Here is an 18581-nt window from a genome sequence, read left to right on the forward strand (position 1 = left end):
GACCGTATTCCCGAGCCTTCGGCGTTGCGCCAGCTTCCGGAGTCGGAGCTTCAGGCTGTTGCGGACGCGGTGCGGGCCGAGATGATCGACGCGGTCTCGATCACGGGCGGGCATCTCGGTTCTGGGCTTGGGGTTGTCGAGCTGACGGTGGCGCTGCATCACGTGTTCGACACGCCCGACGACCGGATTGTCTGGGACGTCGGCCACCAGTGCTACCCGCACAAGATTCTCACCGGGCGCCGCGACCGCATCCGGACGCTGCGCCAGGGCGGCGGGCTGTCGGGTTTCACCAAGCGCAGCGAGAGCGTCTACGACCCGTTTGGCGCGGCGCATTCCTCGACCTCGATCTCGGCCGCGCTGGGGATGGCGGTCGCCCGCGACCTCGACACCGCCGCCGCCAAGGCCAAGGGCGTGTCGCCGGGCCGCCCGGCCAAGCGCCGCAACGCCATCGCGGTGATCGGCGACGGCTCGATGTCGGCCGGCATGGCCTACGAGGCGATGAACAACGCCGGCGCCCTGCATTCGCGCCTGATCGTGATCCTCAACGACAACGACATGTCGATCGCCCCGCCGGTGGGCGCGATGTCGGGCTATCTCGCCCGTCTGGCCTCGGGGGGCACCTACCAGTCCCTGCGCGAGACCGCCAAGCAGCTCGGCAAGCTGCTGCCGAAGGCGCTCTACCAGCGCGCGGCGGCGGCGGAGGAGTATGCCCGCTCGCTGGTGGTGGGCGGCGGCACGATGTTTGAGGAGATGGGCTTCCACTATGTCGGGCCGGTCGACGGGCACAACCTCGACCAGCTGCTGCCGGTGCTGAAGAACGTGCGCGACGCCGAGCACGGCCCGATCCTGCTGCATGTCGTCACCCGGAAGGGCAAGGGCTACGCCCCGGCCGAGGCCTCGGCCGACCGCTACCATGGGGTGGTGAAGTTCGACGTGGTCTCGGGCGTGCAGGCCAAGGCCAAGCCGAACGCCCCGGCCTACACGCGGGTGTTCGGCGAGAGCCTGATCAAGGCGGCGGACGCGGACGACAAGGTGGTGGCGATCACCGCGGCGATGCCGGGGGGCACCGGCATCGACCTGTTCGGCAAGGCGCATCCGGACCGGACCTTCGACGTCGGCATCGCCGAGCAGCACGCGGTGACGTTTGCGGGCGGCCTGGCGACGGAAGGCTACCGGCCGTTCGTGGCGATCTACTCGACGTTCCTGCAGCGGGCCTACGACCAGGTGGTGCACGACGTGGCGCTGCAGAACCTGCCCGTGCGGTTCTGCCTGGACCGGGCCGGGCTGGTGGGAGCGGACGGGGCGACGCATGCGGGCGCGTTCGACCTGGCTTACTTGTGCTGCCTGCCGAACATGACCGTGATGGCGGCGTCCGACGAGGCCGAGCTGGTGCACATGGTGGCGACCGCGCATGCCCACGATTCGGGCCCGATCGCGCTGCGCTACCCGCGCGGCGAGGGCGTGGGCGTCGAGCTGCCGGAGCGGGGCGAGGTCCTGGCCATCGGCAAGGGCCGGCTGGTGCGGCAGGACCCGGAGGCGCGTGTGGCGATCCTCAGCCTGGGCACGCGCCTGTCCGAGGCCTTGAAGGCGGCGGATACGCTGTCCGATCAGGGCGTCGCGGTCACGGTCGCGGATGCGCGCTTCGCCAAGCCGCTGGACGAGGCGCTGATCCTGGACCTGGCGAAGACCCACGAGGTCCTGATCACCGTCGAGGAGGGCTCGCGGGGCGGGTTCGGCGCGATGGTGCTGCACCTGCTGTCGGAGCAGGGCGCGCTGGATGCGGGCCGGGTGCGGGTCCGGACGCTGACGCTGCCCGACCTGTATCAGGACCACGACAGCCCGGAGAAGATGTACGCCGAGGCCGGCCTCGACGCCGCCACCATCGCCAGGACCGCGCTGGCCACCCTCCCGGTCTCCGCCGGCAGCGAGGCGGAGCGTGCCAGCAACGTGGTGAGCGTCCGCCGCCGGCCGCGCTGATTTTTCACTCTCGACGTCTGTCCCACCCGAACACCTCATCCTGAGGTGGCGGAGCGCAGCGTAGCCCTCGAAGGAGCACTCCAGCGGTCTCGCGATCCCTGGAGTGCTCCTTCATCCTTGGAGTGCTCCTTCGAGGCCCGCTGACGCGGGCCCCTCAGGATGAGGGTGTGGGTTGGAGGTCGCGGAAGAGGCCGCCCCTACCCCAAAGCCTCCGCCACGGCCTTCCCGCACGCCTGCGTATCGGCGTTGCCGCCGAGGTCGCGCGTCCGCAGCGTCCGCTCGGACAGCACCCGCTCGATCCCGGTCACGATCTCCCGGGCCGCTTCGTGCTCGCCGAGATGCTCAAGCATCATCGCCCCGGACCAGATCTGGCCGATCGGGTTGGCGATACCCTGGCCGGCGATATCGGGGGCCGAGCCGTGGACCGGCTCGAAAACCGAGGGGTGCACCCGCTCCGGGTTGATGTTGCCCGAGGGCGCGATGCCGATCGTGCCCGTGCAGGCGGGACCCAGATCCGACAGGATGTCGCCGAACAGGTTCGACGCGACGACCACGTCGAACCGGTCCGGGTTGAGCACGAAATGCGCGGTCAGGATGTCGATGTGGTACTGGTCCCAGGCCACGTCGGGATAGGCCTTGGCCATCTCCTTCACGCGCTCGTCCCAGTACGGCATGGTGATCGAGATGCCGTTCGACTTCGTGGCCGAGGTCAGGTGCTTCTTCGGGCGCGACCGGGCCAGCTCGAAGGCGAATTTGAGGATCCGGTCGACCCCGTGGCGGGTCATGATCGTCTCCTGCAGGGCGAATTCGCGCTCGGTGCCGGCGAACATCCGGCCGCCCGCGTTCGAATACTCGCCCTCGGTGTTCTCCCGGACCACCCAGAAGTCGATGTCGCCGGGCTTGCGGTCGGCGAGCGGGCACTTCACCCCGGGCATCAGGCGCACCGGACGCAGGTTGGCGTACTGGTCGAACTCGCGCCGGAACAGGATCAGCGAGCCCCACAGGGAGATGTGGTCGGGCACGCGCTCCGGCATGCCGACGGCGCCGAAATAGATCGCGTCGTGGCCCTCGATCTGCGGCTTCCAGTCCTCCGGCATCATCCGGCCGTGTGTCTCGTAGTAGTCGCAGCTCGCGAAATCGAACCAGTCGAGCTGGAGCGCGAAGCCGTGCCGCTTGGCCGCGCGCTCGAGCACGCGCACGCCCTCGGGCATGACTTCCTTGCCGATGCCGTCGCCCGGGATCACCGCGATGCGGTAGCTGCGCTGCTGACGGCTCACTTGACTGTTCTCTTGACCGGCCATGGATCCTCTCATGGGTCTCGCCTCGCGGACCGCGCAGGCCCGGGTTCCAGGGTGCTGCAGAGGCGCATTCGGTCAACATCCCGGCCTGACAATCAGTCCGATTCGCCCGCCATCGCCCGGCGCTGGCGGTCGAGCTCCTCGCTGTAACGCTTGAGGGTGTGGCTCTCGGTGAGGAGCCCCAGCACCCTGCGGCTCTCGCGGTTCTCGACCACAGCGAGCGCCTCGCTCTCGGTGCGGTCGAAGGCTGCGGCGGCGTCCCTGACGTTCATCTCAGGCGTCAGGAAGGCGTCGGCGTGGTGCAGGAGGTCGGCCAGCACCGGCTGCGCGCCGGCCGCGGCCTCCTGCGCAGCCGCGTGTACCTCGGGAACGTTCACGATCCCGGCATAGCGCCCACGCCCATCGACGACGATCACCCGGGAGGGCGAGCCCAGCGGATGGGCGCGCAGGAAGGTCGGCATCGGCGTGTCGACCGCCACGGTGCTCGGATCCCGGCGCATCAGCCGTCCCACGGTCAGCGACCGGATCCAGCCGACATCGTGGGGGCTGCGGATGCTCTCCCCGCGCAGGTGGAAGCGCCACGTCGCGAAGGAGTAGCCGAAGGTCTTGCGCACGGTGAGCGATGACGCGATCACCGCCGCCAGCACGACCCCGGTGATCGGCAGGCTGCCGGTGACCTCCAGGGCCAGGAACGTCATGGTCAGCGGCCCGCCGATGATCGCCACGGCGAGCGCGCTCATGCCGATCACCGCGTAGGCGAGCGGGGTGAGGCCGAAGCCGGCCAGCGCCGGCACGAGTTCGGGAGCCAGGGCGGCGAACAATTTGCCTGCGACGGCCCCGAGGAACAGGGAAGCGAAGAACAGGCCGCCGCGGAATCCGGAGCCGATCGAGATCGCCGAGGCCACTGCCTTGGCGGCGAACAGCCCGGCGAGCGCCGCGGTCCCGTGGCCCTGTCCCTCGACGGCGAAGTGCATGTGCAGGGCGCCGTGGCCGCCCGAGAGCACCTGCGGCGTCGCGATCAGAGCCAGCGCACCGACGCACAGGCCGCCGAAGACGGGCGCGGCCGCCCGCGGCACCCCGGAGGCCAGGACCAGCCGCTCGATCAGGGTGACGCCGCGCATGATCAGGATGCCCAGGAGCGCGCAGACCAGCCCTAGGGCGAGGCTCGGCAGGATCTCCATGCTGGTGACGTGCGAGGTCGTGACCGCCTGCACGTCGCCGAGATCGACCAGTGGCGGCGTGTCGATCAGGGCCCGGGAGACCAGGTTGCCGCAGAGCGCCGCCACGACGACCGGCGCCAACGTGCCGATCGAATAGGTGCCGATGATCAACTCGAAGGCGTAGAACGCCCCGGCGAGCGGCGCGCCGAAGCCCGCCGCGATGGCGCCGGCCGCGCCGCACCCGACCAGGGTCCGCAGGTCGCCCCGGCGCACCTCGAAGGCGATCCCCACCCGCGAGGCGAGGCCGGACGCGATCTGCGTGTAGCCGGCTTCCAGCCCCACCGAGGCGCCGGAGCCGTTGGAGATCACATTCTGGAGGGCGAGATAGAGGCTGTCGCGTAGGGACATCCGTCCGCCATGCAGGGCGTTCGCCTCGATCGGGTCGATGGGCGGACGCTTGCGCGGGCCGCGGAGGTAATTCACCACGACGATCAGCAGCCCGAGCAGCACGCCGCCGAGGCATGGGCCGATGAGCAGCAGCGTCGGCGCCACGGCATCGGCGGCGCTGAGGCGCATCCCTGCCGGGATGCGGTAGATCACCTCGCGCATCGCCTGCGTGGCCCAGGTCATGCCGGAGACCGCCACCCCGGCGACGCAGCCTACGAGAGTCGCCAGCGCGACGAGGCCGCCCTCGCTGCGCCGGACGAGGCTGCGCAGCCGCTCGGGGGCCTGAACGATCCCGGAGCGCGCCCAGCGTCCACGGGGGCGGCCTCCCGGTCTGGCAGCCGTCCGGGCCGGCATGTTCGCCGGCCCCTGACCGGGGGGCTGGACCGGATCCTGGTCCCCGGTCGCGGCCGGCGCTGGCTGTCGCGCGCTCACAATCCGCCCTTCACCCCGCTCCGCCCCGCCCGGGCCTTGGTGCGACGGGGCCGGCGGCTTCATGGCTGCACTTATGGGCTGAAACCGCCCTGCGTCCACCGACCCCGCATCCGCCTGCACACATCGCCTTGAAAACTGCCGCGGCCCACGATACACCGCCCGCCAGTGCCGCCGTAGCTCAGTTGGTTAGAGCACCAGATTGTGGATCTGGGGGTCCCCCGTTCGAGCCGGGGCGGTGGTACCATTGAATTTTCGGTGCCGGGTGAAGGGGTTGGCGCTGCGCCGGCCCCTTTTCCCTTTCCGGCGCGCTTCCTAGTTTTGGCGGTAGGGTAACACTGTGGGTAACAGCGGCACTTAGAGCGTTCGCGAGCAAGCCTCAGCGAGTGGTTCAGCCTGAAGCCAATTCATACCGACGAAGTGTCGCGCTGAGCCGAAGCGCGGCCATATGCTCGGGAAGAATACAGGCAATGCTAAACGACACGGTCCCAGCCTTTCGGTTTAACCGACCTCGTTCGCCCTCCTTCTCAACCCTGCCGCCGCGCCGCCACGAACCGGCGAAAGCGCCTGATGGGCAAAATGCGGCGCAGCTTGCAACCAAGATCGCCGAAGCAGGTCGTACCGGTGCTGAGGCTGGCAGCCGTGACGCTGTGGTCGCCGACGCCGAACGCTTCCTGCATCACGCCAAGCGTGCTGGGACGCAGCCGCTCGGCAGCGCGGGATGGCTGCAACGGACTGGCTTGAACATCCGCAAGGCGTCGGACGCTCAGCACCTTGAAGCCATCGCCCTGGCCTACGCTACCTACATCCGCATCAGCACGAGCCCGCTTCGTACCGCGATCATGGCCGAGCTGGAGACCTTGAGCGGGCGCAAGCGCTCGCGCACTACCCATGACCTCCACCTCATTGTCGAGCGCTTCGTCTCCTACGGCGGCGAGACCCCGGCCGAGCGGCTGGCGGCTCGGAAGCTAATTAGCCGGGATGTGCGGGCGATTCAGCACCTTGAAAATGCCAAGGTGCTGCCGAGCCGGGTTCAGGCGCTGGCGGCCACGCCAGGCGAAGGGCTTCACGCTTGGGCTCGTCAGAGCGCGGTGGCGAAGCGAGTATCCACATCCCCGCCAGATGCTGTCGCGGCCGCGCGGCAGGCGAAGGCCGAAGCGCGGCAGCGGGCGCTGGTCCACGAGGTGACGATTACGACGCGAAGGTCCGATGGCAGGCGCAAGGGTCGTCAGCGCTTCCGGATTACCGGGGTTCTGGGGTCTGAGATAGGCCCGCTGCGGGCGCGGCTGCGAGGGTTGGAGAAGCGCTCCGGACGGGAAGCTTGATGGCGAAACTTGGCAGGGATGCGGATTGGTCGACGCGTGCCGAACCAATTACCTTAATGTGCCGATTGTGTTGAAAAACTCGGGATGGAGCTAAAGCGGCGCATCATACCGGTCAGCGCGGAGAAAAATTGTTTGCGCAGGCTCGCGCGGCCCGGCCCAAGCTGCAATGTGTAGCTCTAAAAAGGGAAGGACCTTCCCTGCAGTAAGTCTCGAAACGAGGCAGCAGGCGTCGCCTCTGAGTTTTTCAACACAATCCGCCACTTGCGGACCTTCTGCCGAAGCCGCCGGAACGGTCGGTCGTCCCTTGACAGCTGCCATTGGTGCGGGGTGGCCGGTTCCGCGGCTACAATGCCACACCGCGTTCCCGTTAGATGTCCCCTCCGCCAGGCGGAAGGCACCGGCTTGGCCGGCACCGGGCAGATGTCGCCCAATACCGGTCACGCTTCGGACGCCTCGCGATGATCGCGCCGGTGGCCTAGGATTAGGGCGGTCGATCAAGGCACAAGGCCGCCTAGTCGCGCGCCCGGTTCGCGCCCTCAACCCCGCAGGAGTTGTTCGAGAAGGCGCTCGGCCGCCGGTCCGGACGAGGCCGGGTTCTGCCCGGTGATGAGCAGGCCATCCGCGACCACGTACGGCTGCCAATCACCCGCCTTCGAGAACTTGCCCCCGTTCCGCTTGAGTTCGTCCTCGACGAGGAAGGGCACCACCTGGGTGAGGCCCACCGCCTCCTCCTCGGTGTTCGTGAAGCCGGTGACGTCCTTGCCCTCAACGAGCGGCCTGCCGTCCAGCGTCTTCACGTGGCGCAGCACGCCGGGAGCATGGCAAACTAGCGTGACGGGCTTGCCGGCCTGCAGCGTGGCCTCGATCAGCCGAACCGAGGCAGGGTCCTCGGCGAGATCCCAAAGCGGCCCATGGCCACCCGGGTAGAACACGGCGTCGAAGGCGTCACGGCTGAGCCCGTCGAGTCGGACCGTGTCCGTCAGAGCCGCGTTGGCTTCAACATCGGCCTCAAAGCGGCGGGTCTGGTCCGTCTGGAAGCCCGGCTCGTTGCTCTTCGGGTCGAGCGGCGGACGGCCGCCCTTGGGCGATGCCAGGACGACCTCGGCGCCCGCGTCCTTGAACACGTAGTAGGGGGCGGCTAGCTCCTCCAGCCAGAAGCCGGTCTTGCGGCCGGTGTCACCGAGCGTGTCATGCGAGGTCAGCACTATCAGGATCTTCATCGTTGCTCTCCGTGGTTGAGGGGAGTGGGTGGCCGATCGCCGAGGAAGCTGTGTCGACCAGTCCATACTTCGGTACGCCGGCGGGTCAGTTGCGGTGTGACGATATCCCGTCACCAGTGCGCCCTGCGGTCGCCTCGCGAGCCTGCCGAACGCCGGATCGCCGGAAGGCCCCATCTGCACGGCGGATCTCCTCGGAACTGGCCATGCGGACGGCACCAATCACCTGGCACCAATCACCTCCAGGGTGATGCGCTCCTCGGCCGAGGCGGCGGAGCCACCGAACAAGGCAGCCCCAAGTTCGGCGAGCAGGAGATAGGGGGCAACAGTGTGAGTGGGTTCGAAGTTCATGGTCATTCTCCTCGGTAGCGCTTTCCAAGTAGACTGGTCGTCTATGATCGTGGCACGGAAAGGCAGGTGTCACCCCCGGTTCGAGCGATCAGGCGGCCTTCGGGTTGAGGATGCGCCCTGTCGTGGCCATCGCGGCCTCGAATGGTGTGAGCTGCGGTGATAAACCCGGTGCCGTCAGGAGGGCTGGGACGCATCTTCAGCCTCCTTCCTGGTCGCCGTCGCGGGCACAGCCGGACCAGTCGCCGTCGTCATCGGCCGACCAGTCCTCGTCCCACTCGGCGTCGGCATCGAGTTCGGCCTCGCCCCGCGGCTGCGGGCGTGTGGCTTCCCTGGCATGAGGCAGGTTGGTTCGGGTCACCCGCGGCACCTTGCAGAGGGGCGCCATCTCAATACTCATCCGCGCGCATGATCGTGAGCACGCGGGTCGTCACCCCGGGGTCGGTCGGGTCCAGCGAATGACCGAGCAGCGCCCGGTCGTAGCTGTCGATCTTCCAGAAGAAGCGCTCGCCCCCGACATCGACCGTACCGAAGTCGTGCTCGCTGTGGGGATCGTTCTCGGCGTCGAAGCTGTCGAAGCGGCGCACGGCCAGCAGCAGCGCGATGCGGTTGCTCTCAGGCAGTTCAACCACGCCAGGCGTCTCGACCACCTGCCCGCCGGCGAAGCTGAGGCGGAAGGCGTCGTTCAGGGCGCGCACGCGAGCGGTTGGGTCGGTGACGACCGACAGCTCGATTGGTCTCTGCGAAGTGCCGAACACGGCGGAGTCGTCGGGAGGTGTTGGAAATTCAGCGTTGTTCATGGTCGGCCTCGCAAAGAAGAAGGGGCCCCGTGTGGGACCCCTTGGTGGTGCTCGGATTGAGGTGACTTGATCGCCTGGCTTGTCGTGCCGGGGTCCGTCGCATTCGGTGGTGTGGCGGTCGCGGCATGATGGGCCCCGTCGGCAAAAGGCGACGATGACTAAAGTATAGGAATATAAGTATAAAATCAAGGGATGTCGAGCTGCTCAAGTGAGAGGGCACGTCTGCGACTGCTTCTTTGGCGCTTATCGCTACGGTCATGAGGAAGCATCAATCATCCGCTATGCCCGGGTCTGGCCGAAGGCTATCGGTCTGCTTTCGGTATCTGAGTTGCAGAAGCGGACGTTTCCTACTGCTCAGTCGACCGTCTGCATCTGGGCCAAGGGGGTAGCTCGGCACCTTGGCACCCACGATATCAGATTTGATCAGATCCTATGCTTGACGGTGGAGGTAAAAAAATTCGGGTTTCTGGAAAGAGCACCGCCCGATCTATGAAGAAAATTTGCTCCATATCACGTTCGAAGGCGATGAAAATCAATTCTACTTGGAAGTAACCGAGACGGTTTTTGCTGCCAATATCCTAGTGCGGCAGAGCGATTTTGCCAGCTATCCTTAAGAATAGCGCAACCGATGCTGCCGCAGAGACAGGCGCAACCATCTGCACTTGGCAGCTCCTGATGCGCATCTCTCTGGCCCACAAGCTTGCGGCCGTCGTCGGCCTGCTCGGCCTCGTCGCCGTCGGGATCTCGGGCTTCGCCCTCCGACAGGCCGATCAGGAGCAGCAGCGCGCAACGGCGACCGAAGCGGTCTGGAACGCCGGCTTGCAGGCGCGGACCTTAGCCCAAGCGATCGAGCACGCCGTGGTGCAGGCCACCGCGGTCTACACCGCCGAAGATACCGAGGAGGCCAAGGCGCGCCTCGCCGGGCTCCAAAGCGCCCTCAGCGAAGTCGAACAGGCTCGCGGGCCTTTTCTCACCGCCATGGACGTGCAGCTCTCGCCCGAGCGCAAGCGTAAGCTCGATCTCGCCGTCAAGGAGTTCATCGCTTATCAGACAGATACGGCCGAAATGGGCCTGACCATCTCCCCCAAAGCTGCCCTGATCCAGGCCACCGACGAAGCAACGGTGAAAAACCGCGAGCACATGGTTGCTGAGATCAGCAATCTCGGACACGAGATCCTGACCCAGCTCGACGCGCAGCGTGCTGCTGTGATGGAGGCGCACCATCGAGCCACCCTGACCCTTCTGGTCGTGCCTGCCGTCGCTCTCCTTCTGGGTCTTGGTGTCGCCTTCTGGGTCCTTGCGACCCAGATCCAGCGACCTCTGCACCGACTCAAGGCCGCCATGCAGGCACTCGCTGCTGAGAAGCTCGACGACCCAGTCCCCTTCACGCGGCGCGCCGACGAGATCGGAGAGATGGCGCGCGCGATCGAGGCCTTCCAAACCGCGCTGATCGAGAAGTGGGATCTCGACGCCGACGCGGAGAAGCGGGCGGTCCAGGACGCGGTCCGAGCCCAAGTTCTGGCCGAGGCCACGCACGCCTTCGAGATCGAGACCGAGCGGGCCGTTGCAAGTCTGGCGTGCTCGGCTCAGGCGATGCAGGCCACGGCCGATGCTCTGTCGGGCACCGCCGGGGACACGACGGCGCAGGCGGCGCGTGTCGCGGTCGCATCGAGCCAGTCAGTCGAAGTCGTCAATAGCATCGCCGGTGCTGCGGAACAGCTGTCGAGCTCAGCCCGCGCCATCGAGGAGCAGGTTCGGCACACGAGCAAGATCGCAGCCGCGGCCTTGGACGATGCGCGCGGCCTGGAGACGACGGTGGTGAGCCTGTCGCAGGCCGCCAGTGAGATCGGAGCCGTGGTGACGCTGATCCGCAATGTGGCCGCGCAGACCAACCTGCTGGCTCTCAACGCGACCATCGAGGCGGCGCGTGCGGGCGCTGCAGGCCGCGGCTTCGCGGTGGTGGCGGCTGAAGTGAAGGAACTCGCAACGCAAACCGCATCCGCGACAGACCGCATCACCAGCCAAGTCGTGGCGATCCAGGCAGCCGCCGACGGGACGGTCGACGCGATCGGCTCAATCGGGGGCACCATCGCGCAGATGAGCGAGACGGCTTCCGACGTGGCCGCGGCCGCTGAACAGCAGGGATACGCCAGCCAGGAGATCGCCCGCGCGATCGCGGGTGCTGCGGCCGAAGCGCAGACCGTCTCCAACAGCATCGGCGGCGTGCAGGAGGCGGCCGCCTCGAACGCGGTGCAAGCCGATCAGGTTCGAAGTGGCGCCCTGCAGGTCAACGCGGGCACCGCTAGCCTGCAGACCGCCATTGGGGCCTTCCTCGACCGGGTTCACGCGGCGTGAGGCAGGGCAACGCTTCCTCGACGAACCGGACGAACCAGGCGGATTCGAGCACGTTGCGCCGATGATCTACACCGCGCGTCTGCTCAACAGGTCCTCGCACAAACCGGGGGCAGAGCAGACGTAGCGTGCGAACGCTGAATATCGCGCTTCAACCTCAATGGATTGCAGGCCTGCCAGCCACTTTAAAGGTCCGTTTCTTCTTTTTTCGCTGGCCGACCTTCGGCGACGCGTCCGCATCCTCATCGCCGCCCCGCTCGGACAAGGCGAAGTTGTGCAGGTCCGAGAGTGCCTCCTGGCCCATGGGATAGGCGTCGGTCACGGCATAGAAAGCGGCTCGAACGATCTCCTTCTTGCTCGCCTCGGGATATCGTTCCCGAATGGCAGCGCGCAAAGCCTTCGGCTTTATCCCCGGCGTCGCGATGAGGCGCAGCGCCGCCGCGATCTCCTCGATGAAGGCCATGCCTTCCTTCTCGCTCAACGAACGCATCCCCCCTTCTTAACGCATGTGACGCTTCGATGACACGGACACACACCCGGCTTCTTAGCTAAGGCGCCTTGTTCACGTCGGCGTGAGGTCATAACGGGTAGACACGTTCCTTCCCGAGACCGGAACGCACTCAGGGCGCGCCTCTGGAAAGGGGCGCGCCCGTTTTTGTCTCACCGCTTCGGGGCCTTGGCGCGAACCCCAGGCGAGCTTCCTTCATCGATGCCGCTGGCGAATAGGCTTCCGATTTCGGACTGTTGTCATCGAGGCGTCATCGGAGCCTATCACGGCCGAGCGTAACAGATCGCGAACCGAACGCCGAGAGCCTCCGATTGAGAGGGCGAGTAATGTCGTACGAGAATCCGAAATCCATCCAGGCTGTCGTGCTGGACTGGGCCGGAACAGTGGTCGATTTCGGCTCCTTCGCACCCACCCAGATCTTCGTCGAAGCCTTTCGCGAGTTCGGCGTCGCGATCAGCCTTGAGGAAGCGCGCGGCCCGATGGGCACGGGCAAGTGGGATCACATCCGCGCCCTCTGCAACGAGCCACAGATCGCCAACCGGTACGCCGAGCGCTTCGGTCGCAGGCCGACTAATGACGACGTCACGGCGATCTACAAGCGCTTCATGCCGCTTCAGATCGAGAAGATCGCCGAGCATTCCGGGCTGATCCCGGGCGCGCTCGACGCGGTCGCAGTCCTGCGTGCACGGGGCATCAAGATCGGTTCCTGCTCGGGCTATCCCGTCTGTGTGATGGAGCGTGTCGTCGCGCTCGCAAAGGCGAATGGCTACGTGGCCGACCACGTCGTGGCGACCGACGAGGTGCCGAACGGACGCCCAGGGCCGGCCCAGGCGCTGTCTAACGTCATTGCTCTCGGAGTCGATGACGTGGCCGCGTGCGTGAAGGTCGACGACACGGTTCCCGGCGTCCTCGAAGGCCGCAAGGCGGGCATGTGGACCGTGGCGCTGACCTGTTCGGGCAATGCTCTGGGCCTCAGCTACGACGCGTTCAGGGCCTTGCCCCCGGATCGGCTCTCGGCTGAGCGTGTTCGGATCGGTGCGTCGTTCGCAGCTGCACGGCCGCACTTTCTGATCGACACCATCGCCGACCTGCCGGGCGTGATCGAAGCCATCGAAGGTCGGCTCGCCGCGGGCCACATGCCGCAAGCGTGCTGATGCTGGCAGCTGTGCGGGAAAGCGTGACCAACCCTGGCGTGATCCCCTGTCCGCCCGATGTCCGGCTACTACAGCGCGGCCAGGAGCCGACGAAGGGCGTCATCCGTGATCGCTTCGTCGCCGCGGACTGCCGGGTGTATGGTTCTGCGGATCCAAACTCGGACCGAGTTAACGAGAGGTGAGCCATGGCCAAGGACGCGAAGAGCACGTTTTCCCCGCTCATGCAGGAGCATAAAGATGCAGCAAAGGCGGAAGGCGACAAGATCAGCGCCAAGATCGATGAGGCGTTCGAGAAATTCGCCAAGAAGATGCGCGACCGGGCCGACAAGGCCAAAGCAAAAATTGAGGGAACGAAAAAGCCCGAAAAGCGTGCCGTGCTACTGAGACGCTTCGAATTGTATGCTGATGCCGCCAATCATATTGAGGAGCGGCTTGCGCATCGCCAGGATTAGGTAAGGGGCCTGCGAACTTGCCGCCGATGCTGGCGGGTCGCCCGAGGTCCGCCATAGCGTTTTCACTCAAGATGAGTGATATCGAATCGGACCGTGATTCTTACCGCCGACGAACCGCATCAGACGAAACCGAACCGCACTACGCCGCTGTGTGCATCGCACTGCCGTGACTGGTGCCACCCGGTGCGAGCAGTTCGAAGACTCGCGCAGCGGTGACTGGACGGCTGAAGAAGAATCCCTGAACCTCTTGGCAGCCCTCCGCTCGCAGATGCGCGAGTTGCGCCGCTGTCTCGACGCCTTCCGCAGTGGTCACGATGCCGAGGCTCGCGGCGAGGCCCGTCACCGCGCGGACGATCGCCGTGCAATGGGCGCTCTCACCGATCTGGCTCACGAAGGAGCGGTCGATTTTGATCTTATCGAAGGGAAACGAACGCAGGTAGCTCAAGCTGGAGTAGCCGGTCCCGAAATCGTCCATGGCGATGCGCACGCCGAGCGCGCGCAGCTCGTGCAGCATGGCGAGGTTCGCTTCGTTCTCGGCGAGCAGCACCCCCTCGGTGATCTCAAGTTCGAGGCGCTCGGGCGCTAGGCCAGAGGCCTGAAGCGCGCTCTGCACGCTGCGGACGAGGTCGCGCTTGCGGAACTGTATCGGCGAAAGGTTGACTGCGACGCGCAACACACCTGGCCAACCAGCAGCCTCGGCGCAGGCCTGGCGAAGAACCCAGGCGCCGATCGGGCTGATCAAGCCTGTCTCCTCGGCCAAGGGGATGAACTCTTCCGGCGAGATCAGGCCTTCGACGGGATGGTGCCAGCGCAGCAGTGCCTCGAACCCACAGATCTGATTCGTCGCAGCATCGACCTGAGGCTGGTAGGCGAGTGCGAACTCCCCCCGCACGAGCGCCTCTCGAAGGTCGTTCTCCCGCTTGCGCCGGGCCTGAACCCAGGCGTCCATCTCTGGCTTGAAGCAGCAGAAGCTGTTGCCGCCCTGCGCCTTGGCTCGGTACAGCGCGAGATCGGCGTTGCGCAGCAGAATCTGCGGGTCGTCGCCGTCCTGACCCATGCAGGCGATACCGATGCTGGTCCCGATGTGGCAATCGTGGCCGGCGATGGGGAAGCAACGGCTCATTTCACCGATGATCCGGCCCGCAAGAGTGTGGATCAGGTCCGCGCTTCCGGGGCGGGCGACCAACACAGCGAACTCGTCGCCGCCGAGACGTGCGACGCAATCCTCCTCGCGCAGGCAATGCACAAGGCGCGCAGCCGCCTCGCGCAGCAGGGCATCGCCGATCGGATGGCCGAGGGTATCGTTGACGATCTTGAACTTGTCGAGGTCGAGGCAGAGCAGGAAGAAGTCGCCGCGCCCGCGCTTGTACCGCTCGATCGCCTCGGCCAGTCGCCTTGCGAACAGGACGCGGTTCGGCAGACCCGTCAGGGCATCATGATGGGCCATATGGTCGATGCGCGCGGCGTTGCGCCGGCTCTCGGTGACGTCCACGGCGGCTCCAAGCCGAACTGCGTGGCCCTCGAAGATCATGGTGCGCTCGAACAGCGTCACCTCGATCGGCGTGCCGTCGAACCGACGATGCCGATGTACCACGGCGTCACCGCCGATCTGCTCCAGGTCCGATGGCGCAAGATCCTTCAGGTGCAGAGAGAGGAAGGTCTCTCGATCGTAGCCGTAATGGGCGATGGCAGCTTCGTTGACCGCCAGGAAGCGCGCGGTTTCTGGGTTCGTCAGCCACATCGGCAACGGGTTGTGGTCGAACAGAAGGCGGAAAGACTCCTCGCGCGCCTTGATGTCGCCGACGTCAGTCACCGTCAGGGCGACAAGGTCGCCCATGGCGCCGGCCTCCACCTTCAGGTGCAAGCATGTGCCGTCCGAGCGGGGATAGCTCATCTCATAGGCGGCCCGATCTGAGCTCCTGAGGGCCGCGGCCAAGCGGCCGACAGGATCGAATCCAGGTCGGGACGGAATCAGGTCGGTGAGGCGCTGCCATTGAAGCGCAGCCGCAGGTCGCCCGAACATCCGCGCGGCGCCGTCATTAAGGGCCACGACTTTGAAGTCGACGACCCCGCCCGCAGTATCCCGCAAGGCTGCGAGAGCCAACATGCCGATCTCGGTCGCGCCAAAGAGAGCCTGAGCGAGTTCCGTGCGCACCACCTGCGCGTCGAGATGCAGCAGGACGACAGGCTCGCCGCCCTTAGCCTGCATGAGCGGCACGCCGGTGAGGCTTTGGGATGTGACAATGCCCTCGGCCACCCGATCACAGCGGGCGACCGCCGGCTCACCGGTACGTAGGGCGCTGCCGACGATCTCTTCGATCGGGCGGCGCACCTCCTCCGGCAGCACATGCAATGGCACGTCCGACGCGCGGTGTTGCAGCCATTCTGCGTATTCGCTGCCGCTCCAGACGATGGCGACTGCTTGGCCGCTGCGCGTGGAGATCAAGGCGCAGCGGTCGGCCAGCCGCCCCAGACGGCCGAGCACGACACTCTCGTAGGTTGGGAGTGCCCCTCCCGCTCGTCGATTGTCCAGCCAATGCTGCACCACTGTCTTGGGCTGGCTGGCCGGTGAAGCGGGGACGGGCATTGAGGCTGGACTCCGGGACGGCCGCACGTACAGCCGTGAAGTCTTAAAACCGAGTTCATGCGCCGGCTACTCAGCGTCGTATTTCGATGACAAACCGGCCAGTGCTTCCGAATAATATTGGTTTATATACCGACAAACAGAACTCGCTTCATATACTTTACACGGCAAAATCGACCTGTTTCCGGTGAAGAATTGTCGTGCATGACATCGATTCTTGGCCAGCGCTTGCATGAGTGAGAAGTTTGCGCTGAGCTCGGACCAGTTCGTTGGATCAATGTCAGCGCCGCTTCGGCTGTTCTGAGCCGTCGGAGCACAGCTGGAGCGGCGAGCAGATCACGGGCGCGGGAGATATATTGGCCCTGCTGGTGGCACTGACGGAGAGGCCATAGTAGCAACCCTTCGGCAAGACGTGCAGGAGGAAGCGGCGGATGAGCTCTTCGTGTGCCGAGGGTCATGGTGCCGTAGCGCTCTGGCCCCATCGGGGGAAAGATCCTTGGCGCGGGAGATGACACCGGCCACGCCGAACGAAAGCAGCCGACGGCTCGAAAGGCGGCCTATGGAGTGCGTATAGCACGACAGGTAGGCGAGCACTGCTTAAGACTCGGGTCCGACCAACAGCGCAAGATACGGCGGTGAAGGGCACACCGTATCTTGCGGTGTTGGTCGGACCGTGCCCGATGCGGGTCTTAAGCGGCCTCGATGAGGCTGCTGTGAAGCATTTCTACGAAGATGTCGACCGAGCGCTCATACGCTCCGCTGACAACTTGCCGTTGCGTTAGGGATAGTGCCGGGATGTCGGCTTGACTGCCAAGATACTCCATTTCCCGGAAGAACCGGGCCTGCTGGCCGCCTACACCGGACACGGCCACCCCGCAGAGGCTAGGGATCTTGCCCGCCTGCCTCAGGTAGGTTCGCATCGGCGCAGCGAGCTTGCCGCCCCAAACGGGAGAGCACAGAACGACGATCTGAAACCGCATCGGCTCCAAGTGATGCTGAATCGGCGGGGTGACGCTCCTTAGCGAGTGCCAGATCCCCCTCATGAAGCCGGTGGCACCGGTATACGGGACTGGCGAGGTGATCCGATCGAGCTCGGCCCCGAGCCGATCCGCGAGCGCATGGGCGACCTTCTCGGTGGTTCCCGAACATGAATAATAAGCCACCAAAACATCCGACATCTCGGCCTCCGTGTTGAGTCCGGACCACGAGCAATCGGATCCCAGGGCGAACGTGCCGACGGTCGAGGCCGACGACGTTGACGTGGATCAAGGCTATTCGACCGGGTGGCGCCAGGATGGCGTCTGTTAGGCAAAATACGAACTGACGATGGGTCTGGTACTTCAATCTACTTCCATCACCAAGGTGTGCCGCATCTTGGCACGGTCATCCGCCGCAAGGGCTTCGGCCAATTGAATCGGCAAGAGCACCGCACGCTCCCCAAGACGCTCAATGTTAGCTGCTTTCATCGTCAAACTACCGCACTGCGATCGGGGCGACCTGAAAATCTTCGCCGTGAACCTGTGTTCTCAACTCAACCGAACCGGCCCGTGACATAATTCCCGGTCCGCTCTTTCCTGGGTCGAACGAAGATATCTCCTGTCGTTCCGAATTCGATGATCTCACCGAGAAACATAAAGGCCGTGAATTGCGAGATGCGGGCGGCTTGCTGCATGTTGTGAGTGACGATCACCACCGTGAACTCGCGTCGCAAATGATCGATGAGATCCTCGATTTTGCCGCTTGAGATCGGATCGAGCGCCGAAGTCGGCTCGTCGAAGCACAGGACGCTCGGCTCAAGAGTCAACATGCGTGCGATGCATAGGCGCTGTTGCTGACCGCCCGACAGACTCATGCTGGGCTTCCTGAGGATATCCTTGACTTCATCCCAGAGCGCCGCCTTGCACAAGCTCTCCTCCACTCGGGCATCCAGCTCCGACTTGCACACGCTGTGGTAGAGGCGAATGCCGAAAGCGACGTTCTCGTAGATCGACATGGGGAAGGGCGTGGGCTTCTGGAACACCATCCCGATGCGCGAGCGCAGGTCGCACAGATCCGTCTGATCCGCGAGGATATTGTCGCCCTCGAACAGGATCTCGCCGGTGACGCGCTGGTCCGGGTAGAGGCTGCAGATCCGGTTGAGACACCGCAGCAGTGTCGACTTTCCGCAGCCTGAGGGTCCGATCAGCGCGGTAACATTGCGCGCGAAGATATCGAGGCTGTTGGACTTCAGCACGTGATTGGGTCCGTACCAGAAATCGAGGTCGCGGATGGTAATGCACGGCAGGGCGCCACCTTGCCCAACGGCAGCACCCGGCGGCCCTAGGGGCAGGGCTATGTTCGACATGATGTCCTCATGCAGTAGACATACGCTGAATTGATCCATCGTGTTGTGGATCAATATTAAGTATGATTGCTGTACGTCACAACGCGTTTTATCCGACGCAAAGCCGCAATTTGCCGTTCTTCGGCCGGATGATAATAGGAATATCGATTAGATGCATTAAAAATATTTATTAATCCGGCTAATAAA

At 65.3% G+C, this 18581-nt stretch carries 15 protein-coding genes and 1 tRNA gene; 6 read left to right on the top strand and 10 right to left on the bottom strand.

What is annotated here, in order from left to right; genetic code table 11:
* Positions 1-6 precede the first annotated feature (6 nt).
* The gene (gene dxs, locus Q8W67_RS24755; protein ID WP_370693953.1) at positions 7-1977 is read left to right on the top strand and encodes a 1-deoxy-D-xylulose-5-phosphate synthase; all 1971 of its coding nucleotides are present in this window, start codon (positions 7-9) and stop codon (positions 1975-1977) included.
* A gap of 197 nt (positions 1978-2174) precedes the next feature.
* Here dxs and Q8W67_RS24760 read toward each other — a convergent pair whose 3' ends face one another.
* The gene (locus Q8W67_RS24760) at positions 2175-3278 is read right to left on the bottom strand and encodes a tartrate dehydrogenase (RefSeq protein WP_305550494.1); all 1104 of its coding nucleotides are present in this window, start codon (positions 3276-3278) and stop codon (positions 2175-2177) included.
* A gap of 92 nt (positions 3279-3370) precedes the next feature.
* Positions 3371-5236, bottom strand: a complete 1866-nt coding sequence (locus Q8W67_RS24765) for a chloride channel protein (protein ID WP_370693952.1) — start codon at positions 5234-5236, stop codon at positions 3371-3373.
* A 245-nt stretch (positions 5237-5481) separates the two neighbouring features.
* Here Q8W67_RS24765 and Q8W67_RS24770 point away from each other — a divergent pair.
* Positions 5482-5558 (top strand) — tRNA-His (locus Q8W67_RS24770).
* A gap of 223 nt (positions 5559-5781) precedes the next feature.
* On the top strand, positions 5782-6636 hold the full coding sequence (locus Q8W67_RS24775) for a hypothetical protein (protein WP_305550496.1): 855 nt from the start codon (positions 5782-5784) through the stop codon (positions 6634-6636).
* A 536-nt stretch (positions 6637-7172) separates the two neighbouring features.
* Here the strand turns inward: Q8W67_RS24775 and Q8W67_RS24780 are convergent.
* The 4 genes from Q8W67_RS24780 to Q8W67_RS24795 form a co-directional block, all read right to left on the bottom strand.
* On the bottom strand, positions 7173-7856 hold the full coding sequence (locus tag Q8W67_RS24780) for a type 1 glutamine amidotransferase domain-containing protein (protein WP_305550497.1): 684 nt from the start codon (positions 7854-7856) through the stop codon (positions 7173-7175).
* A 219-nt stretch (positions 7857-8075) separates the two neighbouring features.
* Complete coding sequence (locus Q8W67_RS24785; protein ID WP_305550498.1) at positions 8076-8204, bottom strand: hypothetical protein; 129 nt, start codon at positions 8202-8204, stop codon at positions 8076-8078.
* A 196-nt stretch (positions 8205-8400) separates the two neighbouring features.
* Entirely contained in the window at positions 8401-8589 is a 189-nt protein-coding gene (locus tag Q8W67_RS24790; RefSeq protein ID WP_305550499.1) for a hypothetical protein, read from the bottom strand.
* A 1-nt stretch (position 8590) separates the two neighbouring features.
* Positions 8591-9001: a DUF3768 domain-containing protein gene (locus Q8W67_RS24795; protein ID WP_305550500.1), complete on the bottom strand. Its 411-nt coding sequence runs from the start codon at positions 8999-9001 to the stop codon at positions 8591-8593.
* Positions 9002-9676: 675 nt separating this feature from the next.
* On the opposite strand from Q8W67_RS24795, the gene Q8W67_RS24800 reads away from it, so the two are divergent.
* Positions 9677-11356: a methyl-accepting chemotaxis protein gene (locus Q8W67_RS24800; protein ID WP_305550501.1), complete on the top strand. Its 1680-nt coding sequence runs from the start codon at positions 9677-9679 to the stop codon at positions 11354-11356.
* A gap of 154 nt (positions 11357-11510) precedes the next feature.
* Here the strand turns inward: Q8W67_RS24800 and Q8W67_RS24805 are convergent, their stop codons facing one another.
* Positions 11511-11834 carry a hypothetical protein gene (locus tag Q8W67_RS24805; RefSeq protein ID WP_305550502.1) on the bottom strand — a complete coding sequence of 108 codons (324 nt, stop codon included), beginning with the start codon at positions 11832-11834 and terminating at the stop codon, positions 11511-11513.
* A 353-nt stretch (positions 11835-12187) separates the two neighbouring features.
* Here Q8W67_RS24805 and phnX point away from each other — a divergent pair, with 353 nt between their 5' ends.
* The gene (gene phnX / locus Q8W67_RS24810; RefSeq protein ID WP_305550503.1) at positions 12188-13015 is read left to right on the top strand and encodes a phosphonoacetaldehyde hydrolase; all 828 of its coding nucleotides are present in this window, start codon (positions 12188-12190) and stop codon (positions 13013-13015) included.
* Between the two features lie 185 nt (positions 13016-13200).
* A complete protein-coding gene (locus Q8W67_RS24815; protein WP_305550504.1) occupies positions 13201-13467 on the top strand; it encodes a hypothetical protein in 267 nt (88 codons plus the stop codon).
* 139 nt (positions 13468-13606) lie between these two features.
* Here Q8W67_RS24815 and Q8W67_RS24820 read toward each other — a convergent pair whose 3' ends face one another.
* The 3 genes from Q8W67_RS24820 to pstB all read right to left on the bottom strand — a co-directional run bounded on the left by Q8W67_RS24820 (position 13607) and on the right by pstB (position 18395).
* The gene (locus Q8W67_RS24820) at positions 13607-16054 is read right to left on the bottom strand and encodes a bifunctional diguanylate cyclase/phosphodiesterase (protein WP_305550505.1); all 2448 of its coding nucleotides are present in this window, start codon (positions 16052-16054) and stop codon (positions 13607-13609) included.
* Between the two features lie 686 nt (positions 16055-16740).
* Complete coding sequence (locus Q8W67_RS24825; RefSeq protein WP_305550506.1) at positions 16741-17229, bottom strand: flavodoxin; 489 nt, start codon at positions 17227-17229, stop codon at positions 16741-16743.
* A gap of 353 nt (positions 17230-17582) precedes the next feature.
* On the bottom strand, positions 17583-18395 hold the full coding sequence (gene pstB, locus Q8W67_RS24830) for a phosphate ABC transporter ATP-binding protein PstB (protein WP_305550507.1): 813 nt from the start codon (positions 18393-18395) through the stop codon (positions 17583-17585).
* Between the last annotated feature and the right edge of the window lie 186 nt (positions 18396-18581).

It is taken from the genome of Methylobacterium sp. NEAU K (genome assembly GCF_030700285.1).
In the GTDB taxonomy this organism is placed as follows: domain Bacteria; phylum Pseudomonadota; class Alphaproteobacteria; order Rhizobiales; family Beijerinckiaceae; genus Methylobacterium.